Here is a 23,034-nt window from a genome sequence, read left to right on the forward strand (position 1 = left end):
GACGGCACGAACGGCGGGTTGTGGTGCTCGCCGGTCGCGAAGACGTCCAGGCCGACCTCCTCGGCCTTGAGCGCGATGGCGACCATGGCCTTGATCCGCTCGCGCTCCGTCGGCGTACGCCCCGTCGTGGGGTCCGGCGTGACGTCGCCGACCGTGAAGATGCCGAACTGCATGGCCGCTCACCCTCCAAAGTTGTTGACGGTTCAACTATACCCGGAGAACGGCGGCCGGCCCACGGCTATTCCCCCGCCCCCTCATCGCTTCCAGCGCGGGTCCCGGCCGGTCCGCGCCAGCAGCCGCTCGAACGCCGACGCCCCCTCCGGGGCATCCACCGCCTCCCCGAACACCCCCATCCTCCGGGCCGTCGGCTCCAGCGTCGCCACCGCGCCCGCCAGCTCCGTCACCACCGCCTCGTCGGCCGCCCCGTACTCCTGCCCCGTGGCCCGCGCCAGGTCCCACACGTGCACGGTGAGATCCAGCAGCGCCATCGAGCCGACCAGCCGCGCCGGCATGTCCATCGCCCCGGTCGTGCCCTCCTCGGCCCCGGGCACGGACCAGGCCGCCACCAGCCGGTCCGCCTCCGCCACCAGCCCGTCCCGCCAGCCCGGCCCCTCGCCCACCCGGTCGGGCGTCTCACCGAAGTCCGACGGCTCCTTCGCCGCCAGCCGCTGGAACTGCGTCACCACCTGGAACAGATGGTTGACCAGGTCCTTCACGTCGTACTCCGCACACGGCGTGGGAGCCGCGAGCGCCGTGTCGGGAATGCCCCGCACCACCGGCACGGCCCGCTCCCGCGCCCTGCCCAGCAGCTCACCGATGCCGTACACCGTCGTCACACTGTTCGTGTCCATGCCCCGACCGTACGGACGCCGGACCCCGCCCATCTTGAACAAACGCGACGTACGATCCGGCCATGGCCGCCCCCCGCCGCGACACCCGCGGGATCGTCGACCCGGCCGCGCTGCTGGCCCGTGTGCGGTTCCGCCGCCACCAGCCCGCCGAGCCGCTGCGCCGCCATGTCGAGACGTACTGGTTCATCGACTGGGACCTCCCCGAGCCCTACGCCTCCCACGTCGTCCCGCACCCCTCCGTCAACCTCACCTTCCAGTGGGACGGGGCCGACGAGGAGGAGGCGCCGCCCTACGGCGAGCTGACCGGCGTCGCTCTCGGTCTCTACACCCGGAAGCTGACCGGCCGGGGCCGGGTGTGCGGGGCGAAGTTCCGCCCCGGCGGCTTCCGGCCGTACGCCCCCGAGGTCCCCGTCTCGCACTGGACCGGCCGCGCGCTGCCCGCCCGGGACGTCTTCCCGGGGGCCGGCGGCGCCACCGCCCGGACTGTCGTCACCCCCGCCGACGACCTCGACCGGATCGCCGCGCTCGACGCCTTCCTGCTCTCCCTCGACCCCGCACCCGACCCCCGGGCCGACCTCGCCATGGACCTCGTCCAGCACATCCGCGCCGACCGCACCGTGCGCCGCGTCACCGACCTCGCCCGCGCCGAGGGCCTGTCCGTACGGTCCCTGCAACGGCTGTTCGCCGCGTACGTCGGCGTCAGTCCGAAGTGGGCCATCCTCCGCTACCGCATCCACGAGGCCCTGGAACTCGCCGGCACCCGCGGCGACCTCGACTGGGCCACTCTCGCCGCCGACCTCGGCTACGCCGACCAGGCCCACCTGGCCCGCGCCTTCACCGCGACCGTGGGGGTGCCCCCGACGGCGTACGCCCAGGCCGCACGGCAGCCGTGAGCGCCAGGACGCTCCCTAACCGAGCAGCAGGGCGTCCATGTACGCGTTGGACGGCTTGCGGATCTTCTGCAGGCTCCGCCCGTCCAGCGCCACCGCCGCCGACGACGTGCCCAGCGTGCCGTCGGCGTGCCAGGTCCCGGTGACCGACACCCAGGTGTCGGCCTTCGGCGCGGCGACCCCGTACACCCGCACCTTCAGCGTCGTCGCGTCCGCCGCGCAGCAGCTGACCAGGATCCGGGTCAGATACCAGCCGCCCTTGCCGTCCGCGACCGGCGAGACGAATCCGCTCATCAGCACCGCGCGCCCCTTGATCGCCCGCTTGCGGTCCTGCTGCACCCGCTGGGTGAAGTCGGTCAGCGTGATCGGCAGCGGGGAGGTCGCGGGCAGCGGGTCGAAGCCGTCGGGCTCCTGCACCGCGACGGGCTTCGCGGGCTCCCGCGAGGCGGTGTACGAGCCGAGGGCGGGCGGGGCGTAGAACAGCAGGCTCAGGGCGGGGAGGACGAGCAGCCAGGCGACTCGGGGGACACCGGAGTGGTCATGACCGTGGCCGTGACCGTGGCCGTGGCCGTGGCCGTCGTGGCCGTCGTCGTCCCCGTCCGCGGACGGGGACGGGGACGCGTGGTCGTCGTCGTGCGCGGGACCCCCGGGAGTCCGGCGCCGCGACGCCGCCCAGGCCTCCGCCGCCCCCAGCCCCACCAGCAGCACCCCGGACGCGATCAGCAGCGGCCGCATCCCCTCCTTCACGTACCGCAGGTACTCCTCCGTGAAGAGCGACGTGCGCAGCAGCCCCAGCCCGCCCAGCACGAGCAGCCCCACCTTCACCCACCGCTTCACAGCAGCACCCCTCCGATCAGCACGCTGCACACCACCGCGACCACCGCCGTGGCCGTCGAGAAGCGGACCGCGAAGGCCCGCCCGAACGTCCCCGCCTGCAACGCGATCAGCTTCAGGTCGACCATCGGGCCGACCACCATGAACGTCAGCCGCGCGACCGGCGAGAACCCGGTCAGCGAGGCCGCCACGAACGCGTCCGCCTCGCTGCACACCGCCAGCACGATCGCCAGCCCTGCCAGGAACAGCACCGACAGCCACGGCGACCCGGAGAACGTCTCCACCACCGACCGCGGCACCGCCACGTTGAAGGTGGCCGCCGCCATCGCCCCCACCACCAGGAACCCGCCCGCGTGCAGGAAGTCGTGCTGGAAGCCCTCCCGGAACTCCGTCCAGCGACTGTGCCCCGGCCGGTGCCCGGTGTGCCGTACGGACGGCCGCAGCCACTCCTCCTTGCCCAGCCAGAGCCACAGCCAGCCCATCGCGGCCGCCGCGATGAGCGAGGCGAGCAGCCGGGCCAGCACCATCTCGGGACTGCCGGGGAACGCGATCGCCGTGGCCGTCAGCACCACCGGGTTCACGGCCGGCGCCGACAGCAGGAACGCGAAGGCCGCGGCCGGGGTCACCCCCCGCCCGATCAGACTCTTCGCCACCGGCACCGACGCGCACTCACAGCCCGGCAGCACCACGCCCGCCATCCCGGCCACCGGCACCGCGAGCGCGGGCCGCTTCGGCAGCAGCCGCCCGAAGACGCTCGCCGGCACGAACGCGTTGATCGCCCCGGACAGCGCCGTGCCCAGCAGCAGGAACGGCGTCGCCTGCACCGTCACCGCCAGACACACCGTCCGCCACGCCTGCACGGCCGGCTCGTCCAGCGACCGCCCGACGACCACCAGCACCGCTCCCGGCAGCAAAGCCGCCCCCAACAGCAACAGCGGCCAGTACCGCGGCAGCCGACGGCCCCCGCCGGCCTCCTCCGCCGCCCCGGCCTCCCCCGCCGCCCCGGCCGCCGCCGGCCGTATCTCCGTCTCCTGCATCCCGCCCTAGACCCGGCCTTCCCGCAGACGCGCGACCCGCTCCCCGCTGAACTCCACGGTCCGCCTCATATGCCTCAGGATCACGGCCAGTTCGGCGTCCGCCAGCCCCTCGAAGAGCGACGAACGGTCACCGCCCAGCCGCTCAAACATCCGGCAGAACTCCGCGATCCGCTCCGGCACCGTCACCACCAGCACCCGCCGGCGGTCCTCCGCATCCCGCTCCCGGACCACGTACCCCGCCTTCTCCAGCCGGTCCACCAGCCGGGTCGCCGAGCCCGTGGTCAGCCCGGTCAGCCGGGCCACCCGGCCCGCCGTCACCGGCTCCCGCTCCAGCGTCAGCAGGTTCAGGCACTGGAGCTCGGTGGGGTGCAGCCCCAGCCGGTCGGCGAGCGCCTGGTTGAGCAGGGCGTACGACGCCACGTACCGGCGGGCGACGGCGGACAGCTCGTCCAGCAGCCCCGACCGCACGTTCCCGGACATCGCCCACCCCTTCGTCAGCGCCGAATGCCGAGATCGTACGGCGCCCGGCGTCAGAAGTAGTACGCGTCCCCGGTGTCCAGCACGAGCACCCGCTGCCGGTCGTTGTCCCGGTTGCGGTCCACCGAACCCCCGGCCCACACCGTGTCCACCTCCAGCGTCATCTCCGTCGGCCGGCCCAGCAGCGACACCCCCAGCGCGATCCGCTCCCCCATCCCGTCCGCGGCCAGCGGACCCGTACGGCACACCACCGAGCGCTCCCCCGTCCGCGCGCACCCGTCGGGCAGCCGCTGCGCCCCCACCGCGAGCGGCACCGACCAGCGCAGCCGGACCGTCGCGTCGGCGACGTCAGCGGGCCCGTGGTTGCGCGGCGACAGCCGGATCTCCACCCGGCCCCGGTCCAGCACGGCGAAGCCGTGGTAGGAGAGATCGGCCTCGGGCACGTCCGCCACCGAGGGCACGTCCGTCACCGAGGGCACAGCGGGGACGGCCGACACCGCCGGTGCGACCGCCACCGCCCCCAGCACCAGCGCCGCACCCCACACGACCGGACCCCGCATCCTGCGCATGCCACCACTCCTCACTCGGCAAGGGCTCACGCAGGGGATGTATCCCACGCCGGGCGCGCGGCAGGCGCCGTCCATCAGGTGACAGAACGGCCCCGGCACGGCCGTCACCGTGGGGGTGCCGTGGGGGTGCCGCGGGGCGAGTGACGGCGCCTCTCACGACGGCTCGTCGGGCAGCAGCCCCAACTGCCCCAGGAACTCCATCTCGTCGAAGTAGAGCCGGTAGTCGACGATCCGCCCGTCCGTGCCGACGGTGGCGAAGTCCACCCCGCGGATGCGGATCTCCTTCTGCGTCGCGGGCAGCGACTCCCCCGAGGGCAACTGGATCGGCCCGGTGTTGCGGCCGCTGAAGTACCCCTCGTCGATGGCGGTGTCGCCGACCTCGTACGCGTGCACCGACTCGTACGACCCGTCCGGGATCGCGTCCGTCATCTGCCGCCAGTAGTCGGCGATGTCGTCCCGCCCGTGCAGCTCCCCGCCGTCGGGCGTCACCGCGACCGCGTCCTCCGCGAACAGCTCGCCGATGACCTTGGCGTCCGCCTTCGACGTCAGCGCCGTGGTCAGCCGGTCCATGACCTCACGTGCCTGTCCCATGATCCGCCTCCGGTATCCGGTCGACAGGAGGACCACCGCTCCCATCGTCCCACCGGCCCCGCCCCCACGCAGACCACCGAAGGCCCCGAGGCCCCCGAAGCCCCCGAGGTCCCCGAAGCCCCCGAGGTCCCCGAAGCCCCCGAGACCCCCGAGGTCCCCGAGGTCCCCTGGTAGCCGCCGCCTATCCTGGCCGGACAGGGTTCCGCCCACGTCCGAGGAGCAGTCCATGGCCACCGCCGCACCGTCCGCCGCCTCCCGCATCGCCGTCGTCACCGGTGCGAGCAGCGGAATCGGCGCCGCCACCGCCCGGCAGCTCGCCGCCGCCGGCTACCGCGTCGTCCTGACCGCCCGCCGCAAGGACCGCATCGAGGCGCTGGCCGAGGAGATCGTCACGGCGGGCGGCAAGGCGACCGCGTACCAGCTGGACGTGACCGACCGCGCCGCCGTCGACGAGTTCGCGACGGCCTTCACGACCATCGGCGTCCTCGTCAACAACGCGGGCGGCGCCCTCGGCGCCGACCCCGTCGCCACCGGCGATCCCGCCGACTGGCGCACGATGTACGAGACCAACGTCATCGGGACCCTCAACCTCACCCAGGCCCTGCTGCCCAAGCTGGTCGCGAGCGGCGACGGCACGGTCGTCGTCGTCTCCTCCACCGCCGGCCACGGCACGTACGAGGGCGGCGGTGGCTATGTCGCCGCCAAGCACGGCGCCCACGTCCTCGCCGAGACCCTGCGCCTGGAGATCGTCGGACAGCCGGTCCGGGTGATCGAGATCGCCCCCGGCATGGTCCGCACCGAAGAGTTCGCCCTGACCCGCTTCGGCGGCGACCAGGACCGGGCCTCCAAGGTCTACGAGGGCGTCGCCGAACCCCTCACCGCCGACGACGTCGCCGAGACCATCACCTGGGCCGTCACCCGCCCCCGCCACGTCAACGTCGACCTCCTCGTCCTGCGCCCGCGCGCCCAGGCGTCCAACACCAAGATCCACCGGGAGCTGTGATGTCCGACGCCGAGCCCACCGCGGACATCAACTCCCCCGAGGCCCTCGAGAAGCGGCGCCTCGCCCAGGAGACCAAGGACGAACGCCAGGTCTGGATCTTCCTGGCCTGGTTCCTCTTCGGCATCCACATCATCGCGTTCGTCTTGATCTACGCGATCCACCACGCGCCGTAGCCGCCACGACGCGAGCCCCTAGGGTCGTGACCGTGGACCGACATCTCGACTTCGACGCACTGCACAACTTCCGTGACCTGGGCGGCTATCCCACCCGGGACGGCCGACGGGTCCGCGCGGGCCTCCTGTTCCGCGCGGACTCCCTCGGAAAGCTGACCACCGGCACCCCCGACTGGGACCGGTTCCGCTCCCTCGGCGTCCGCACGGTGATCGACCTCCGCCATCCCTGGGAGGCCGAGGGCAGGGGCCGGATCCCGCACGACACGTCCTTCACGTACCACAACCTCAGCATCGAGCACCGCCCGTACGACCAGGCCGCCCAGACCGCGGACACCGACCCCGGCCCGTACCTCTCGGAACGCTTCATGGAGGTGGCGCAGGACGGTACGAAGGAGATCGCGGCGGCGCTGTCGCTGGTGGCCGAGGCGCGGGAGGGGCTCGTCTTCCACTGCGCGTCGGGCAAGGACCGCACGGGCCAGCTGGCCGCCCTGATCCTGGCCCTCCTCGGCGTCCCCGACGAGGTGATCATCGAGGACTTCAGCCTGACGGAACTGGCGACCCCGGCCCTCCTGGCCGACTGGCGCGCCCGCAACGCCGGCCGCTCCCCCGCCTGGCCGTCCTTCGCCCGCGCCCCCGAGTCGGTGATGCGCCTGTTCCTGACGGCGATGCGCGGCCGCTACGGCTCGATCGAGTCCTACGTCACGCACGCCCTCGGCATGGACGCTGCCGCCCTCGCGACCACCCTGCGCACCCGGCTCCTGGAACCGACGCCCACCACCTGGCCGGACCTGACCTACCGCCGGGCGACCCCGCAGGACGCCCCGCTCCTGGTTCGCCTCCGCGACACAGCGGCCCTCTGGCAACTGGCGCGGGGCATCCGCCAATGGCAGCCGGGCGAGAAGGACGAGACCCACTTCCGCACCCGCATGCGGGACGGCGAGGTCTGGCTGGCCCACGCGGAGGGCTCGCTCGTCGGCGCGTACGAACTCTGGTGGGACGACCCGGCGGCCTGGGGCCCCCGCCCACCCGAAGCGGGCTACATCCACCGCCTGATGACCACTCCCCACACGGCCCCACCGGGAACGGGCCGCAGCCTGCTGGCCCAGGCGGAATCACGCACAGCCGCGACCGGCCGCCCCTACGCCCGCCTCGACTGCCTCTCCTCCAACCCCCGCCTGCGCACGTACTACGAGTCCGCCGGCTACACGGTCGTAGGCGAACAACGCGCGAAGGACGGCGGGTTGGGCAGCCCGTACGCGGTGACCCTGCTGGAGAAACGACTCACGTGACGAGGAGACGGCGGAGGGGGAGGACTCGTGTCCTCCCCCTCCGGGGCCGTCAGCCCTTCACGCAGATGAACTGCTTGAGCTTCGCCACGACCTCGACCAGATCGCGCTGCTGCTCCATCACCTGCTCGATGTTCTTGTAGGCACCCGGGATCTCGTCGAGCACGCCGGTGTCCTTACGGCATTCCACGCCCCGGGTCTGCTCCTCCAGATCCCGCACCGTGAAACGCCGCTTCGCCGCGTTGCGGCTCATGCGCCGCCCGGCTCCGTGTGAGGCCGAGTTGAATGCCTTCTCGTTGCCGAGACCCTTCACGATGTACGAACTGGTGCCCATCGAGCCGGGAATGATCCCGAACTCGCCAGAACCGGCGCGAATCGCGCCCTTGCGCGTGACCAGAAGGTCCATGCCCTCGTACCGCTCCTCCGCCACGTAGTTGTGGTGGCAGGAGATCTCGGGTTCGAAGGTCGGCCTGGCCTTCTTGAACTCTTTGCGGATCACGTCCCTCAGCAGCGCCATCATGATCGCGCGGTTGTACTTGGCGTACTCCTGGGCCCAGTACAGGTCGTTCCGGTACGCGGCCATCTGCGGGGTGTCCGACACGAACACCGCCAGGTCACGGTCGACCAGATCCTGGTTGTGCGGAAGCCTCTGGGCGACGCCGATGTGGTACTCGGCCAGTTCCTTGCCGATGTTCCGGGATCCGGAGTGCAGCATGAGCCACACCGAATTCGACTGATCAAGACACACTTCGATCATGTGATTTCCGGATCCAAGCGTTCCCATCTGCTTAGTGGCCCGTTCCTGACGGAATTTGACCGCCTCCGCCACCCCGTCGAACCGCCCCCAGAAGTCGTCCCACCCCCCAGTGGCCAGCCCGTAGAACCGACCCGGGTCGACGGGGCTGTCGTGCATCCCCCGCCCCACCGGAATCGCCTGCTCAATCTTCGACCGCAGGCGCGACAGATCGCCCGGCAGATCGTTCGCCGTGAGTGACGTCCGCACCGCGGACATCCCGCAGCCGATGTCGACCCCGACCGCCGCCGGGCAGACCGCGCCCTGCATCGCGATGACCGAGCCGACCGTCGCGCCCTTGCCGTAGTGGACGTCCGGCATGACCGCGAGGCCCTTGATCCAGGGCAGGGTGGCGACATTGCGGAGCTGCTGGAGCGCTCCGTCCTCGACCGACGCGGGGTCGGTCCACAGACGGATCGGTACCTTCGCGCCCGGCATTTCCACGTACGACATACCGTCCTCATTCCCCCGAAAGGCACACAGAAGTCTTCAATCGCAAAACCGGCGCCAAGGTCAACGAACAGGACAGCGGACCGGCATCCACGGTGTTGCGTGCGATACACATTGTCTGCTGGCGCCGCCCCCGTCCGGCAAGCGAATAACCGGCGGGGACACTGGACCAGCGATCACGCATCCCAACCGTCGAGAGGAGCCGACCGTGCAGCGGAAGGCGTACGTACCAGGCGTCGCCGCACTCCTCGCGGCCCTGCTGGCCGGCTGCACCGGAGCCTCGGACGACGGCGGTTCGACGGACAACTCCAACCCCGGCGAGGCCGGTACCGCCTCCGTCGCCGCCCAGCCCGGCAAGTACGACTCCCTCCCCGAGGCCTGCGGCGTGGTGAGCCGCTCCACCCTCGACTCCCTGCTGCCCGGCATCAAGGAGCTGACCGACGAGGGGCAGCGGGAGACGGCCTACGAGGGCGAGGCCACGCCCACGTTCGACACGGACCGCAAGGTCGGCTGCCGTTGGAAGGTGCAGTCGGCGGACGCCACCGACCATCTCCTCGTCGATTTCGAGCGGGTCGTCTCCTACGACAACGCCGTCAGCGACGACAGCGAGGCCGAGGAGTTGTTCGCGAAGAAGGTGACCGCGGCCGACCTCCCGGAGCCCACCGCCTCCAGCGCCGACGAGGAGGAGACAGAGGAGCCGGACGGGTCCGGGTCCCCTTCCGCCGGCTCGACCCCCTCCGCCTCCGCGTCCCGCTCGGCATCCGCGTCCGCCTCCGCCTCCGGCTCCTCCTCCGCGTCGGCCTCCGCGTCCGCCTCCTCCACCGGGACCCCGGCCGACCTCCAGCCCCGTCTGCTGGACGACCTCGGCGACGAGGCGTTCGTCGACGACGTGCTCGCCAGCTCCGGTTCGACGGCGAAACAGCGCACCGTGACTGTGGCGTTCCGCACGTCCAACGTCATCGTGACCATCCAGTACGACGAACAGCCGGCCACCGTCGGCACGGTCCCGGACAGCGAGGAAATGCAGGACAGGGCCCGGAAACTGGCCTCCCAGCTGGCCGACTCCCTGGCCTGACAACGGCCTTCGGGCCGCACCCGCACCACGGCCGCAAAGCCCCCGAAGCGGAACCGCACAGCTTCCTCACCGCGTACCGTGGCCCCTCGGACCCGATCCGACCGCAGGAACCACGAGCGTCATGAGTGAAGGAACCATGCAGCGACGAGCCCAGCGAGACGACCAGCAGCGTGCCGAGCGAGCGACCGCGATGGGAGGCCTGAACCGCGTCCTCGCAGCCGCGCTCGCGGTCCCCGTGATGGTCTTCGCCGCGGCCTGCTCCTCGGACTCCGGCTCCGACTCCGGTTCGGGCGACGACGCGCAGGGCGCCGCGGCCGCCACCGACACCGTCGCGACCCCCTCGCCGACCGTCCAGGCCGCCGCGTACGCCGCGCTGCCCGACGCGTGCAAGGTGCTGGCGAAGAAGACGCTGACGGACCTGGTGCCGAAGGGGACCTCCGGCAAGGAGGGCACCTCCAGCGACACCGAGGCCCGCGCCAGCTGCTCCTGGTCGAGCCTGGACAACAACGGTGTGGACGGCTCCCAGTTCCGCTGGCTGAACGTCTCGCTGCTGCGTTTCGACTCGGACCAGGCGGGCGGCAGTGGCGAGTCGCAGGCGCAGACGTACTTCGCGAAGCAGGTCAAGGCCGCCCAGACCGTCTCGGGCGCGAAGAACACCAAGTCGGAGCCGGTCACCGGGACCGGCGACCAGGCGACCGTGGTGCGGTACGACCTGAAGAAGAAGGAGGGCGCCTTCAAGCAGCAGACGGTCGTCGCCCTCGTCGAGAACGTCGTCGTCACGCTGGACTACAACGGTGCCGGTCTGGCCGGTGAGAAGACCCCGAGCGCGGACACCCTGACGGCCGCCGCGAAGAAGGCCGCCAAGGAGGTCGTGGCGGCGGTGCGGTCGGCCAACGGCGAAGGCACGAGCGGCAGTTCGGCGTCGCCGTCGAAGAGCCCGAGCCCCTCCGCGTCGGCCTCGAAGTCGGCGTCGGCGACCCCGAGTGCGACCGCTTCGAAGACGCCGTCGGCGAGGGCCTCGAAGTCCTCCGTAGCGAAGAGCTGACGATCCGGCCACACGTGCGCCGCACACATGTGCCACCCTGTTGCGCGCAACAGCATGCACTGGGAGGGGAGTACGGGTGGCCGCGCCAATACAGCTGACACGGATGCACCGCGTTCTCATCGGCGTGGTCGTGACCGGCGCCGTCATCATCGCCGGAATCGGCTTCGCCGGTTCGTACGCGGCCGTCCGCGAGCTGGCGATCAAGAAGGGCTTCGGGAACTTCTCCTATGTGTTCCCGATCGGCATCGACGCGGGCATCTGCGTCCTGCTGGCCCTGGATCTGCTGCTGACGTGGATCCGCATCCCGTTCCCGCTGCTGCGCCAGACGGCGTGGCTGCTGACGGCGGCCACCATCGCGTTCAACGGCGCGGCCGCCTGGCCGGACCCGCTGGGCGTCGGGATGCACTCGGTCATCCCGATCCTCTTCGTGGTGGCGGTGGAGGCGGCGCGGCACGCCGTCGGCCGGATCGCCGACATCACCGCCGACAAGCACATGGAGGGCGTCCGCCTCACCCGGTGGATGCTCTCCCCCGTGCCCACGTTCCTTCTCTGGCGCCGGATGAAGCTGTGGGAGCTGCGCTCCTACGAGCAGGTCATCAAGCTGGAGCAGGAACGTCTCGTCTATCAGGCGCGGCTCCGCTCCCGCTTCGGCCGGGCCTGGCGCCGCAAGGCCCCGGTGGAGTCCCTGATGCCGCTGCGCCTGGCGCGGTACGGGGTACCGCTGGCGGAGACGGCCCCGGCGGGCCTGGCGGCGGCGGGCATAGAACCGGCAGTGCTTCCCCCGGCCACGCAGCAGCTGCCGACGACGGCCACCCAGCTGGCGGCGGCGCCCGGGCAGCCCGCCCTGGCCGTCGGCGCGGCGCCCGTGCCCCAGCAGGCGGCGCCCGCCGCGGGGCAGCGGCCGAACGCCGGGCAGTTCGGCCCCGGCCAGCCGGTCCAGAACCCGGGTCAGCCGATGCCGTACCCCGGCCAGGGCCAGGCCCAGGGCCCGGGCCCGGAGCAGAGCCCCTGGTTCCAGGGCACTCCGGCCGCCGTCGAGTACCACGGGGGCTACGACCCCACGTACGACCCGTCGGAGCAGTACGCCCAGTGGTACGAGGAGCAGCAGCAGGCGGACGAGTACCGCGAGCAGTACGAGGAGGAGCCCCCGATGCCGGGCCAGGAGCCCGGCCCGGAGGAGACCGGTACGTTCCCCATCCCGGTGGGCCCGAACCGCACCCGTGAGCTGGGCGAGGGCGGCGGCACCCCGGAGCCGGACGAGGAGGCGTACTACCAGGTGTTCCGTCAGTCGATAGACGGCAGCTTCCCCACGCCGGGGGTGCTGGGCGACAACATCCAGGCGACGTACGGCACGACTCTCAGCCCGAGTGCCCTGAAGGCGCTCAACGACCGTTTCCAGCTCCGTTTCAACACGGAGCTGGAGGAGGACCACATCGCGTAAAGACACGCGTCACGCGCAGGACAGGCGTGGACGACGAGGGGGGCGCCCGGCGAACACCGGGCGCCCCCCTCGTCGTAGCACCGGGGTCTACTCCCCGAGCAGGGCCCGGACCCGCTCCTGGCCCACCGCGAGCAGCAGGGTGGGCAGGCGGGGGCCGGTGTCGCGGCCGACGAGCAGGTGGTACAGGAGCGCGAAGAACGTCCGCTGGGCGGTCTTGATCTCCGCCGGCAGCTCCTTGGGCGTGGCGTCGGCCGAGAATCCGGCCTGCACCTTGGGGACGCCGTACACGAGGTGGGTGAGGCCGTCCAGCGACCAGTGGTCGGCGAGGCCGTCGAGGAGGAGCCGCAGGGACTGCTGGGAGGCCTCGTCGAGGGACTTCAGCAGTTCGGCGTCGGGCTCCTCGCGCACGATGGTCCGCTGGTCGGCGGGGACGTGCGTGTTGATCCAGGCCTCTGCCTTGTCGTACCGGGGCCGTGCCTCGTCGAGCGTGCCGAGCGGGTTCTCGGGGTCGAGGTCGCTGAGGATCCGCAGCGCCTGGTCCTGGTGCCCGGCGGTGATGTCGGCGACGGACGCGAGCGTCCGGTACGACAGCGGCCGTGCGGTGCGCGGCAGCTCGCCGGCGGCGGTGCGCACCGCGCGGGAGTGCGCGGCGGCGTCGGCGGGCAGGGCGGAGCCGTCGGCGACCTTGGCGTCGAGCTTGTCCCACTCGTCGTAGAGCCGCTGGATCTCCTGGTCGAAGGCGATCTTGAAGGACTGGTTGGGCCGGCGGCGGGCGTAGAGCCAGCGCAGGAGCTGCGGCTCCATGATCTTCAGCGCGTCGGCGGGGGTGGGCACGCCGCCCCGGGACGAGGACATCTTGGCCATGCCGCTGATGCCGACGAAGGCGTACATGGGTCCGATGGGCTGCTTGCCGCCGAAGATGCCGACGATCTGGCCGCCGACCTGGAACGACGACCCCGGGGAGGAGTGGTCGACGCCGGAGGGCTCGAAGACCACGCCCTCGTACGCCCACCGCATGGGCCAGTCGACCTTCCACACGAGCTTGCCGCGGTTGAACTCGTTCAGCCGGACGGTCTCGGAGAAGCCGCACACCGTGCAGGTGTACGTCAGCTCGGTGGAGTCGTCGTCGTAGGAGGTGACGGTCGTCAGGTCCTTCTGGCAGTTGCCGCAGTACGGCTTGTACGGGAAGTACCCGGCGGAGCCGGAGCTGCCGTCGTCCTCGGAAGCGGCGCCGGAGCCCTCGGCGGCCTCCACCTCCGCCTCGTCGAGCGGCTTCTGCTGCTGCTTCTTCGCGGGGGCCTTCTTGGTGCGGTACTGGTCGAGGATCGCGTCGATGTCACCGCGGTGGCGCATGGCGTGCAGGATCTGCTCGCGGTAGACGCCGGAGGTGTACTGCTCCGTCTGGCTGATCCCGTCGAACTCCACGCCCAGCTCGGCCAGCGCCTCGACCATGGCGGCCTTGAAGTGCTCGGCCCAGTTCGGGTGCGGCGAGCCGGCGGGGGCCGGGACGGAGGTCAGCGGCTTGCCGATGTGCTCGGCCCAGGAGTCGTCGACGCCCTCGATGCCGGCGGGCACCTTGCGGTAGCGGTCGTAGTCGTCCCAGGAGATCAGGTGGCGGACCTGGTGGCCCCGGCGCCGGATCTCGTCGGCGACCAGGTGCGGGGTCATGACCTCGCGGAGGTTGCCCAGGTGGATGGGCCCGGACGGGGAGAGGCCGGACGCGACGACGACCACCGGAGCGGCATCGGCTGATGTCGCTTTGCCCGGGGCCCGGCGCTCCGATTCCTCGATGACCTCATCCGCGAAACGGGAGACCCAGTCGGTGGTCTCGGTGCTCTGAGCCACGATCGGCACGTCCTCTGTGTGTTCTGAAGGCTGGAAACGATGTCCGCCCATTCTCCCAGACCACCCCGCGCCCGGGAAAACCGCTTTACCCCCCGTGGGATACTGGGCCTGTCTATCCATCCCCACGAGGAGAACGGCACCCACTCCTATGGCCTCGGTCACGTCCCTCAGCCACTCCGTCGAGCAGCATCTCGCGTCCGCCCTCTCGGCCACCCTGCCGGAGGCCGCCGGCGCGGACCCGCTGCTGCGACGAAGCGACCGGGCCGACTTCCAGGCCAACGGGATCCTGGCCCTGGCCAAGAAGGCGAAGGCGAACCCGCGCGAGCTGGCGACGCAGGTCGTGGCGAACGTGACCACCGGTGGGGTGATCCAGGAGATCGAGGTCTCGGGCCCCGGCTTCCTGAACGTGACGATCACCGACCGTGCGATCACGGAGAACCTGGCCGCGCGGTACGCGGACGCGGAGCGCCTCGGCGTGCCGCACGCGCAGCACCCGGGCACCACCGTCATCGACTACGCCCAGCCGAACGTGGCGAAGGAGATGCACGTCGGTCACCTGCGGTCCGCGGTGATCGGTGACGCGGTCGTCCAACTGCTGGAGTTCACCGGCGAGTCGGTGGTCCGCCGGCACCACATCGGCGACTGGGGAACCCAGTTCGGCATGCTCATCCAGTACCTGGACGAGCACCCGCACGAGCTGGACCACAAGGACACCGAAGGGGTGAGCGGCGAGGAGGCGATGTCCAACCTCGATCGCCTCTACAAGGCCGCGCGCAAGCTGTTCGACGCGGACGAGGAGTTCAAGACCCGGGCGCGCCGCCGGGTCGTCGACCTCCAGGCCGGGGACCCGCACACCCTCGCCACCTGGCAGAAGTTCGTCGACGAGTCGAAGATCTACTTCTTCTCCGTCTTCGAGAAGCTGGACATGGAGGTCCGCGACCCCGACATCGTCGGCGAGTCGGGGTACAACGACATGCTCCACGAGACCTGCCGCCTCCTGGAGGAGTCGGGCGTGGCGGTCCGTTCGGACGGCGCGCTGTGCGTGTTCTTCGACGACATCAAGGGCCCGGACGGCAATCCGGTCCCGCTGATCGTCCAGAAGTCCGACGGCGGTTTCGGCTACGCGGCGACGGACCTGTCGGCGATCCGCGACCGTGTGTTCAACCTGAAGGCGAACACGCTCCTGTACGTCGTCGACGCCCGTCAGTCGCTGCACTTCAAGATGGTCTTCGAGACGGCCCGCCGGGCGGGCTGGCTGAACGAGAACGTCAAGGCGCACCAGCTGGCCTTCGGCACGGTCCTGGGCAAGGACGGCAAGCCGTTCAAGACCCGTGAGGGCGAGACGGTGAAGCTGGTCGACCTGCTGGACGAGGCGGTCGAGCGGGCGACGGCCGTGGTCGCCGAGAAGCGCGAGAAGGTCGGCCTGACCGACGAGGAGGTCGTGGAGAACGGCCGGTACGTCGGCATCGGCGCGGTGAAGTACGCCGACCTGTCGACGTCGGCGGTCCGCGACTACAAGTTCGACCTGGACCAGATGGTGTCGCTGAACGGCGACACGTCCGTGTACCTCCAGTACGCGTACGCCCGTATCCAGTCGATCCTGCGCAAGTCCGAGGGTGCCGCGCCGACCGCCCACCCGGAGCTGGAGCTGGCCCCGGCGGAGCGTGCCCTGGGCCTGCACCTGGACCAGTTCGGCGAGACGGTGCTGGAGGTGGCGGCGGCCTACGAGCCCCACAAGCTCGCGGCGTACCTCTACCAGCTGGCGTCGCTGCTCACGACGTTCTACGACCAGTGCCTGGTGCTGAAGGCGGAGACTCCGGAGCTGAAGGAGAACCGCCTCTTCCTGATCGACCTGACGGCCCGCACCCTGCACCGGGGCATGGCACTGCTGGGCATCAGGACGCCCGACAAGCTCTGACGTCCTTCCGGTCCTTCCGGCACACGGAACCGGCTCCTCGCGCTCGCGCGTCTCACCCTTTCGGAAGCGTGGGAACACGAGTGCGAGGAGAGCCGGTTGGGCGGTGCGGACGATCCGACGGTGGGCGAGGCCCTGTACAGCCTTCTGCTGATCACGGCGGCCGGTGTGGTGATCCCGGCGCTCGTGGTGCTTCCGGTCATCGGCCTCGGCATCTGGCTGACCCATCGCCTGCGCGCGAGAAAGACACGCTGAGGACCGTTGAGAACCGCTGAGGACCCGGTGAGGACCCGGTGAGGACCCGGTGAGGACCCGGTGAGGACCCGCTGACGGCGGGCGCTCAGCCGGTCGCCCGGTACGCCTCGATGCCCGCCGTCGAGGACGCTCACCGCCCTGACCTCCCCGTCGGAGACGGCGTAGGCGGTGCTCCCGTCCAGCCGGACGTTCCACGCCTCGTCGTCGAGGCCGCCGCCCACGATGTGCCGCGCGCCGGTGTCCGCGAACGTCACCGGCGGGTCATAGGACTTGGCTGCCTGCGAGGCCGAAGTCCCGGGCCGCGCACCGCCGTCCGGGGTGCCCTCGCCCCCGGATCCGCCGCCCCCGCAGGCAGCCGTGAGCAGGCCGAGCGCGGCCACTGTCCCTGCCGCGGATGTCAGTCGGCGTCCCATTCGTGTACCCCCGTACGCGCTGTCGGCGGCGCTCCCGCCGCCGCGTCCGATCATGGCATCCCGCACTGTCAGTGCCTGCCCCTACAGTCACGGGCATGGCAACTCTTCCCAACCCGCTGCCGAAGCTCGCGTCCGACCCGAGCGGACGTTCCCTGGGGCTGCGACTCCCCCTGGGGAGACTGGTCGATGCCACCGACGACGGTCCGTGGCACGAACCGATGCTCTGGTGCGCGCAGCAGCCCGCGTCCACCGGGAACTGGTCGGCGCTGGGGGCGCCCGCGACCCGCGCCGGGCTGCTGCCCGTGCTGATCGACCTCGACAGCCAGGGCGGGCCGGACCGGTGGGAGCTGCAACCCGGCCGGACGTCGTACCCGGGGGACCATGACGCCGAGGAGGTCCTGGCGGAGTTCTGGGACGCGTACGCGGAGGACGAACCGGCCGAGGAGACCGAGCCGTTCGGCCTCGACTGGCCCGGCCTGGCCCCCGCCGGCGCGCTCACCGCCGATCCGGACACCCGCGCCGCGCAGATCGCGGACGAGCTGACGCCCGACGGCTCCAAGTCCTGGTTCGGGGAACCGCACCTGGCCCTCGTCCCGGCCCGCCGCTCCGCGGACATACCGGCGGCGATCGGCTGGAGCGGCCCGCTGAACCACGAGAACGACGTGGCCCGGCTCTGCGCGGCGCTGCGCTCCTGGGAGGACCGGTTCGGCATACGGGTCGTCGCGCTGAGCTTCGACACCCTCGTCGTCTCCGTGGCCGCCCCGCCCACCAGCCCGGCCGAGGCCGAGGCGGTGGCGGCGGAGCACTTCGCGTTCTGCCCGGACAGCATCCTCCAGAACGGCCCGGGCACCCTGCGCGCCTACGCCGAGAAGCTGATCGGCGCCCACACCTGGTTCTTCTGGTGGGACTGACCTCCCCGCCCGGTCAGCTCAGCCCGCGTCCGAGCCTGCGCAGCCCCTCCGCGATCTCCCGCGGCGTCTGCGTCACGAAGCACAGCCGCAGCGTCGAACGGTCGGGCGCACCGGCGTGGAAGGGCGCGCCGGGCACGTACGCCACGTCCTGCCGCACCACCCGCGGCAGCAGAGCCGTGGTGTCGTACGACGACGGGAGGCGGACCCAGAGGAACATGCCGCCGTCCGGGCGGTTCCACACCGACCCCTCCGGCAGGGCGTCCGGCAGGCCCGCGAGCATGGCGTCACGCCGCTCCCGGTACACCGCCGCCACCCGCCGCACATGCGCGTCGAGGTCGTTCGCGGCCAGATAGCGGGCCGCGGCAAGCTGGTTGACGGTCGGGGTGTGCAGATCGGCGGCCTGTTTGGCGACGGCGCAGGCACGGAGCAGCTCCGCCGGGGCGCGCAGCCAGCCCAGCCGGAGACCGGGGGCCATGACCTTGGAGAAGGAGCCGAGGAGGACGGTGCGGTCGCGGGCGTCGGCGTGGGCGGCGATCCAGGGCAGGTGCGCGCCGTCGTAGCGGAGTTCGCCGTAGGGGTCGTCCTCGACGATCCACAGGCCGTGCCGGGCGGCGACATCGGCGAGCGCGGCGCGGCGCTCGGCGGGCAGGGTGCGGCCGGTGGGGTTCTGGAAGGTGGGGACGGTGTAGAGGAGCTTGGGGCGTTCGCGGACGACGAGGGCGGCGAGGGCGTCCGGGTCGGGTCCGTCGGCGTCGCCGGGGACGGCGACGATCCGGGCGCCGGCCAGGCCGAACACCTGGAGGGCGGCGAGGTAGCAGGGTTCCTCGACGAGGACGGTGTCGCCGGGGTCGAGGAGGGCGGTCGCCAGCAGGGACAGGGCCTGCTGGGAGCCGGTGGTGACGAGCAGGTCGTCGGCCTCGGTCGGCAGGCCGCGGGCGGTGACGCGCGCCGCCAGCCGCTCGCGCAGCGCCGGTTCGCCCTCGGTGGTGGCGTACTGGAGGGCCTGGGCCGGGGCCTCCTCCAGCACGTGCCGGAAGGCGGCCGCCACGCCCTCGCGGTCGAACAGCTCGGGCGCGGGCAGCCCGCCCGCGAAGTTGATCACCTCGGGGCGGGCGGTGACGGCGAGGATGTCCCGCACCGCCGAGCCCCCGGTCGCCCGGACACGGGCGGCCGTCGCGGGGACGGGGGCGGGCACGGACGGAGAGGCGGGCGCGGGCGGCGAGGCGGGCGCGGGCGGCGAGGCGGGCGCGGATGCGGGTGTCATGGCCGCACCCTAGAGAGATACATGCCGTCTACACCTGGCTTTTCGGGATCCGGACGCCGCTCAGGCCGCCTTCACGCCCGTCGCCCCGGCCGGGCCCCGGCCCCGCCCCCGACCCCGGCGCACGGTCCGGCCGTCCCATGCCGCGTCCCATACGCCCGCCGTCTGCGCAGGTCAGAGGGTATGGGATCGGATCGGCGTCCCGACTTGGGCGGCGGATGTGGCAGGCCGGACGCGGTACGGCTCAGGCTTGCCCCATGTCCACACGTCCCACTCCCGCATCGGCCGTTCCCGTCCGCCGCCGTGTCCGTCTGCTGGCCGCCGCGCTGACCGCCGTCGCCGCGCTCACCCTCACCGCGTGCAACGACGGCGAGGGCCTGCGCGACGAGGGGCCGTCGGGCAGCAGCACACTGTCCGACACCGACTCCGGCACGGGGTCCTAGGCACGTCGGCTTCCTACGGCGTCGGCTTGCCAGGTCGTCGGCTCAGGGCCTCGGCTCAGGGCCTCGGCTCAGGACGCCGGTGAGGCGCCCGCCCGCTGCCACGCGGAGCCGCCGAGCGGGAACTCGTAGGCCGGGCGCCCGGTGTCGCCGCTCGTGCGGAACGGCCGGCCCTCGTTGTCGACCGTCAGCGTGCCGTGCCGCGAGCCGCTGGACCAGGCAAGCTCCAGGTACCAGCTCACGTCGTACGCGGAGGCGTCGGCGGACACGTAGTAGACCTCCGGGTCCGACTCGCTCACCGTGAACGGGAAGTCCCGGTGCCCCGCCTCGGGGACCAGCGCCGGGCGGGCCGCGTCCAGCGCGACCGAGAAGAGACGCGTCGGCACACCGCCGCCGCAGCCGACACCGGGGTAGCCCATGGCGTAGTCGTTCCAGGCGAGCGGGGCGCGCTTGGCCACCGTACGGACCGTCAGGCTGTCCACCACCACGGTCTCTTCACCCGTCCCCTGCACGGTGAGTTCCAGGAACTGCTCCCCCGCCGAGACGGCCCCGTGCCGCGACACCCAGGCGGCCGCGTCCTGCTCGACCGGCGGCGGGCCGACCTCCGCCGGTCCCTGCTGGATCAAGTAGTGCTGCGAGCAGGGGCCTTCCCAGGCGTACGGACGGGTCCTGACCGTCAGCGGGACGGCCGCGCCGGATCCCTTCGCGGCGGCGTGGGCCCCGGCGGACGCGGAGGCGGTCGTGGACGCGGAGGGCGAAGGCGACGGCGAGGAGGAGGCCGTCCCCGACGGCGAGGCCGAGGCCGACGCGGACGGCGAGACACCCCCCGCGTCCCGCCCCTGCGCGGACGCCGCCGCCCCGACGGGACGGCCGGTGTCACCGTCGTCGTCCGAGCCGCCGGCGGGCAGGACGAGGGCGAGGGCCAGCGCCACAGAGCCCAGGGCGGCCACGGCACCGACACCGGCGAGGACCAACGGGCGGCGGGTACGGCGGGGTTGCTCGCCCTCCGCGTCCACAACGACCGCTTCCCCGCCGGCCGCTGCCACCCCAGCCGCTTCCGCCACGGCCGCTTCCGCCACGGTCTCCGCCGCCTCTCCCTCCGGGGCAGCCGCCTCCCCGACGGCCTCCGCCCCGCTCCCCTTCCTCCCCCGCCCCGCGTCCGCCAGTACCCACCGCCGGTGCAGCTCGACGAGTTCGTCCGGGGACGCCTTGCAGAGGCGGGCCATGCGCTCCACGGGGGCGTAGTCCGTGGGCACGGCGTCCCCGTTGCAGTAGCGGTGCAGCGTCGACGTACTCATGTGGAGCCGTTTCGCGAACGTCCCGTAGCTCAGCCCGGACCGCTCCTTCAGTTCCCTCAGCAGCTCCGCGAAGTCGCCCGCAGACACCGTTCGTCCACCCCCATACGTCCCATCCCGGCGTTCCAGGGATGGTGTGTTTTCCCAGTTCAGACCCAGTGCGGGCGTTCCAGCGTCCCTGATCGTCCGCCGGTCGTGGCGGCCGGGACGGATGCCCTCGCAAGCTTTGGCCAACCAGGCACACCGCCGCAACACGGCACCCCGGCACCACGGAAGAGGATCTCACCATGCGTATCCGCCGCACCCGCCACCTGCTCGCCCTGACCGCGCTCACCGCCCTCGCCCTCACGGCGTGCGAGAACGGGACGGGCACCCAGGACGAGGGGGCGTCGGCCCTGCCCGCGTCGTCGGGGACGAACGCGACGACGAAGCCGACGGGCGACGGTGACGCCGCGTCGGCCGGCGACAACGGCAAGGCCACCACCGGCTCGACGGGCGGCACGGGCTCGAACGGGTCATCCGGCTCGAACGGCTCCACCGACGCCAAGGCCCCCGCCGGCTCCGGCGACGACGCCGCCGGGAACCGCGTCCTGTGCAACGGCTCGAACACCAAGGTCACCGCACAGCCGGTCAGCCGCCCGCTCAACCACATACTGCTCACCGTGACCAACACCGGCAGCAAGACCTGCGACCTCACCTACTACCCCGTCCTGCGCTTCGACGAGATGCAGTGGGTGCCGCGGGCCGCCGAGGAGACCCACCCGCAGGCGGTGACGACCCTCGCGCCCGGCGAGTCCGGGTACGCGGGCGTCCTGCTGGCGGCCGCCGACGGCAGCGGGGACGGCGGCGCGACCGCCGAGAAGCTCACCGTCGCCTTCCAGGGCCGTACGCCCAACAGCGACGGCGGCGCCTCCGCGACGCCGTCCCTGCCGGCCAAGGGCGTGTACTACGACAGCTCCCTGACGGTGACGTACTGGCAGCAGAACGCGGACGACGCCCTGTCCTGGTGAGGCGGGCTCAGCCCTGGCGGAGCTTCAGGGCCGCTTCCGTCGCCCAGTAGGTGAGGATGTTCCGCGCCCCGGCCCGCTTGATGCCGGTCAGCGTCTCGAAGATCGCCCGGTCGCGGTCGACCCAGCCCTTCTCGGCGGCGGCCTCGATCATCGAGTACTCGCCGGAGATCTGGTAGGCGGCGACCGGCACGTCCACGGCGTCGGCGACCCGGGCGAGGATGTCGAGGTAGGGCCCGGCCGGCTTGACCATGACCATGTCGGCGCCCTCCTCCAGGTCCAGCGCCAGCTCCCGCATCGACTCGCGGAAGTTGGCCGGGTCCTGCTGGTAGGTCTTGCGGTCGCCCTGGAGCGAGGACCCGACGGCCTCCCGGAAGGGGCCGTAGAACGCGGAGGAATACTTCGCGGTGTAGGCGAGGATCGAGACGTCCTCCCGGCCGATCTGGTCGAGGGCGTCGCGGATGACGCCGATCTGGCCGTCCATCATCCCGCTGGGGCCGACGACATGGGCGCCGGCGTCGGCCTGGACCTGGGCCATCTCGGCGTACCGCTCCAGGGTCGCGTCGTTGTCCACGCGCCCTTCCGAGTCCAGCACACCGCAGTGCCCGTGGTCCGTCGTCTCGTCGAGGCACAGGTCGGACATGACGAGCAGTTCGTCGCCGACCTCGGCCCGTACGTCCCGCAGGGCCACCTGGAGGATCCCCTCCGGGTCCGTCCCCGCCGTCCCGAACGCGTTCTTCTTCGACTCCTCCGGCACTCCGAAGAGCATGATCCCGGAGACCCCGGCCTCCACGGCCTCCAGCGCGGCCTTCTTCAGACTGTCCCGCGTGTGCTGGACGACCCCGGGCATCGCCCGGATCGGCACCGGCTCGCTCACGCCCTCCCGCACGAACGCGGGCAGGATGAAGTCGGCCGGATGCAGCCGGGTCTCGGCGACCATGCGCCGCATCGCGGGGGTGGTGCGCAGCCGCCGAGGACGCGTACCGGGGAAGGAACCGTACTTCGTCATGCCTCTACGCTACGCCCGCCCCGCGGCCGCCTTTACCGACGCCGAGTCGGCCCGGGCACCGGCCCACCTGTGACACTTGCCGGCCGTCCGACGCTCTGTGTATGGGCCATGTCTTGACCAGCTGTGCCCTCAGTGACCGTTTTGATGACATAGGGGTGGGGTTCCGTC

The 23,034-nt window shown here is 72.0% G+C and carries 24 protein-coding genes; 12 read left to right on the forward strand and 12 right to left on the reverse strand.

Translation table 11 applies throughout. From position 1 onward, the window contains the following. Nucleotides 1-173 (reverse strand): LLM class flavin-dependent oxidoreductase (locus tag ACZ6D7_RS43150; protein ID WP_469503435.1); only part of this gene is annotated, 173 nt, incomplete at its 3' end. A gap of 81 nt (nt 174-254) precedes the next feature. After that, on the reverse strand, nt 255-851 hold the full coding sequence (locus ACZ6D7_RS43155) for a TIGR03086 family metal-binding protein (RefSeq protein ID WP_469503326.1): 597 nt from the start codon (nt 849-851) through the stop codon (nt 255-257). 62 nt (nt 852-913) lie between these two features. Here ACZ6D7_RS43155 and ACZ6D7_RS43160 point away from each other — a divergent pair, with 62 nt between their 5' ends. Continuing rightward, a complete protein-coding gene (locus tag ACZ6D7_RS43160) occupies nt 914-1,744 on the forward strand; it encodes a DUF6597 domain-containing transcriptional factor (protein ID WP_469503329.1) in 831 nt (276 codons plus the stop codon). Between the two features lie 15 nt (nt 1,745-1,759). Here ACZ6D7_RS43160 and ACZ6D7_RS43165 read toward each other — a convergent pair whose 3' ends face one another. The 5 genes from ACZ6D7_RS43165 to ACZ6D7_RS43185 all read right to left on the reverse strand — a co-directional run bounded on the left by ACZ6D7_RS43165 (nt 1,760) and on the right by ACZ6D7_RS43185 (nt 5,249). Then, nucleotides 1,760-2,578 (reverse strand): TIGR03943 family putative permease subunit, encoded by an 819-nt coding sequence (locus ACZ6D7_RS43165; protein WP_469503331.1) that lies wholly within the window; start codon nt 2,576-2,578, stop codon nt 1,760-1,762. Then, nucleotides 2,575-3,612 carry a permease gene (locus tag ACZ6D7_RS43170; RefSeq protein WP_469503334.1) on the reverse strand — a complete coding sequence of 346 codons (1,038 nt, stop codon included), beginning with the start codon at nt 3,610-3,612 and terminating at the stop codon, nt 2,575-2,577. Before ACZ6D7_RS43170 ends, ACZ6D7_RS43165 begins: the two co-directional genes overlap by 4 nt. A gap of 6 nt (nt 3,613-3,618) precedes the next feature. After that, the gene (locus ACZ6D7_RS43175; RefSeq protein WP_469503338.1) at nt 3,619-4,092 is read right to left on the reverse strand and encodes a MarR family winged helix-turn-helix transcriptional regulator; all 474 of its coding nucleotides are present in this window, start codon (nt 4,090-4,092) and stop codon (nt 3,619-3,621) included. A 50-nt stretch (nt 4,093-4,142) separates the two neighbouring features. Further along, nucleotides 4,143-4,658, reverse strand: a complete 516-nt coding sequence (locus tag ACZ6D7_RS43180; RefSeq protein WP_469503341.1) for a hypothetical protein — start codon at nt 4,656-4,658, stop codon at nt 4,143-4,145. Nucleotides 4,659-4,811: 153 nt separating this feature from the next. Beyond that, nucleotides 4,812-5,249, reverse strand: coding sequence for an ester cyclase (locus tag ACZ6D7_RS43185; RefSeq protein ID WP_469503343.1), 438 nt, complete (start codon nt 5,247-5,249; stop codon nt 4,812-4,814). A 226-nt stretch (nt 5,250-5,475) separates the two neighbouring features. Here ACZ6D7_RS43185 and ACZ6D7_RS43190 point away from each other — a divergent pair, with 226 nt between their 5' ends. From ACZ6D7_RS43190 to ACZ6D7_RS43200, 3 genes are read left to right on the forward strand one after another with little or no spacing between them, the layout of a single operon-like run. Beyond that, nucleotides 5,476-6,252 (forward strand): SDR family NAD(P)-dependent oxidoreductase, encoded by a 777-nt coding sequence (locus ACZ6D7_RS43190; RefSeq protein ID WP_469503346.1) that lies wholly within the window; start codon nt 5,476-5,478, stop codon nt 6,250-6,252. Beyond that, the gene (locus ACZ6D7_RS43195; RefSeq protein WP_469503348.1) at nt 6,252-6,425 is read left to right on the forward strand and encodes a hypothetical protein; all 174 of its coding nucleotides are present in this window, start codon (nt 6,252-6,254) and stop codon (nt 6,423-6,425) included. The genes ACZ6D7_RS43190 and ACZ6D7_RS43195 overlap by 1 nt, the downstream gene beginning before the upstream one ends. A gap of 32 nt (nt 6,426-6,457) precedes the next feature. Continuing rightward, nucleotides 6,458-7,714: a GNAT family N-acetyltransferase gene (locus tag ACZ6D7_RS43200; protein ID WP_469503351.1), complete on the forward strand. Its 1,257-nt coding sequence runs from the start codon at nt 6,458-6,460 to the stop codon at nt 7,712-7,714. 49 nt (nt 7,715-7,763) lie between these two features. On the opposite strand, the gene ACZ6D7_RS43205 is transcribed toward ACZ6D7_RS43200, so the two are convergent. Further along, on the reverse strand, nt 7,764-8,957 hold the full coding sequence (locus ACZ6D7_RS43205; RefSeq protein ID WP_469503352.1) for an RtcB family protein: 1,194 nt from the start codon (nt 8,955-8,957) through the stop codon (nt 7,764-7,766). Between the two features lie 205 nt (nt 8,958-9,162). On the opposite strand from ACZ6D7_RS43205, the gene ACZ6D7_RS43210 reads away from it, so the two are divergent. The 3 genes from ACZ6D7_RS43210 to ACZ6D7_RS43220 all read left to right on the forward strand — a co-directional run bounded on the left by ACZ6D7_RS43210 (nt 9,163) and on the right by ACZ6D7_RS43220 (nt 12,515). Then, nucleotides 9,163-10,029: a DUF3558 domain-containing protein gene (locus ACZ6D7_RS43210; protein ID WP_469503355.1), complete on the forward strand. Its 867-nt coding sequence runs from the start codon at nt 9,163-9,165 to the stop codon at nt 10,027-10,029. Nucleotides 10,030-10,150: 121 nt separating this feature from the next. Then, complete coding sequence (locus ACZ6D7_RS43215) at nt 10,151-11,074, forward strand: DUF3558 domain-containing protein (RefSeq protein WP_469503357.1); 924 nt, start codon at nt 10,151-10,153, stop codon at nt 11,072-11,074. A gap of 76 nt (nt 11,075-11,150) precedes the next feature. Then, on the forward strand, nt 11,151-12,515 hold the full coding sequence (locus ACZ6D7_RS43220; RefSeq protein ID WP_469503360.1) for a DUF2637 domain-containing protein: 1,365 nt from the start codon (nt 11,151-11,153) through the stop codon (nt 12,513-12,515). Between the two features lie 87 nt (nt 12,516-12,602). Here the strand turns inward: ACZ6D7_RS43220 and lysS are convergent, their stop codons facing one another. After that, nucleotides 12,603-14,369, reverse strand: a complete 1,767-nt coding sequence (gene lysS, locus ACZ6D7_RS43225; RefSeq protein ID WP_469503363.1) for a lysine--tRNA ligase — start codon at nt 14,367-14,369, stop codon at nt 12,603-12,605. Nucleotides 14,370-14,508: 139 nt separating this feature from the next. Here lysS and argS point away from each other — a divergent pair, with 139 nt between their 5' ends. From argS to ACZ6D7_RS43240, 3 genes are all read left to right on the forward strand, one after another. Continuing rightward, on the forward strand, nt 14,509-16,278 hold the full coding sequence (gene argS, locus ACZ6D7_RS43230) for an arginine--tRNA ligase (RefSeq protein ID WP_469503365.1): 1,770 nt from the start codon (nt 14,509-14,511) through the stop codon (nt 16,276-16,278). Between the two features lie 120 nt (nt 16,279-16,398). Continuing rightward, entirely contained in the window at nt 16,399-16,530 is a 132-nt protein-coding gene (locus ACZ6D7_RS43235) for a hypothetical protein (protein WP_469503367.1), read from the forward strand. 508 nt (nt 16,531-17,038) lie between these two features. Then, nucleotides 17,039-17,854: a DUF4253 domain-containing protein gene (locus tag ACZ6D7_RS43240; protein WP_469503370.1), complete on the forward strand. Its 816-nt coding sequence runs from the start codon at nt 17,039-17,041 to the stop codon at nt 17,852-17,854. 13 nt (nt 17,855-17,867) lie between these two features. Here the strand turns inward: ACZ6D7_RS43240 and ACZ6D7_RS43245 are convergent, their stop codons facing one another. Next, the gene (locus ACZ6D7_RS43245; RefSeq protein ID WP_469503372.1) at nt 17,868-19,118 is read right to left on the reverse strand and encodes an aminotransferase-like domain-containing protein; all 1,251 of its coding nucleotides are present in this window, start codon (nt 19,116-19,118) and stop codon (nt 17,868-17,870) included. Between the two features lie 254 nt (nt 19,119-19,372). Between ACZ6D7_RS43245 and ACZ6D7_RS43250 the strand changes: the two genes are divergently transcribed. Further along, nucleotides 19,373-19,558, forward strand: coding sequence for a hypothetical protein (locus ACZ6D7_RS43250; RefSeq protein ID WP_469503374.1), 186 nt, complete (start codon nt 19,373-19,375; stop codon nt 19,556-19,558). A gap of 68 nt (nt 19,559-19,626) precedes the next feature. On the opposite strand, the gene ACZ6D7_RS43255 is transcribed toward ACZ6D7_RS43250, so the two are convergent. Next, nucleotides 19,627-20,940, reverse strand: coding sequence for a helix-turn-helix domain-containing protein (locus tag ACZ6D7_RS43255; protein WP_469503375.1), 1,314 nt, complete (start codon nt 20,938-20,940; stop codon nt 19,627-19,629). Nucleotides 20,941-21,137: 197 nt separating this feature from the next. On the opposite strand from ACZ6D7_RS43255, the gene ACZ6D7_RS43260 reads away from it, so the two are divergent. After that, nucleotides 21,138-21,860, forward strand: coding sequence for a DUF4232 domain-containing protein (locus ACZ6D7_RS43260; RefSeq protein ID WP_469503378.1), 723 nt, complete (start codon nt 21,138-21,140; stop codon nt 21,858-21,860). 7 nt (nt 21,861-21,867) lie between these two features. Here ACZ6D7_RS43260 and hemB read toward each other — a convergent pair whose 3' ends face one another. After that, nucleotides 21,868-22,866 (reverse strand): porphobilinogen synthase, encoded by a 999-nt coding sequence (gene hemB / locus ACZ6D7_RS43265; protein ID WP_469503379.1) that lies wholly within the window; start codon nt 22,864-22,866, stop codon nt 21,868-21,870. Nucleotides 22,867-23,034: the final 168 nt, after the last annotated feature.

The sequence above is a fragment of the Streptomyces sp. NPDC041784 genome, assembly GCF_055591025.1.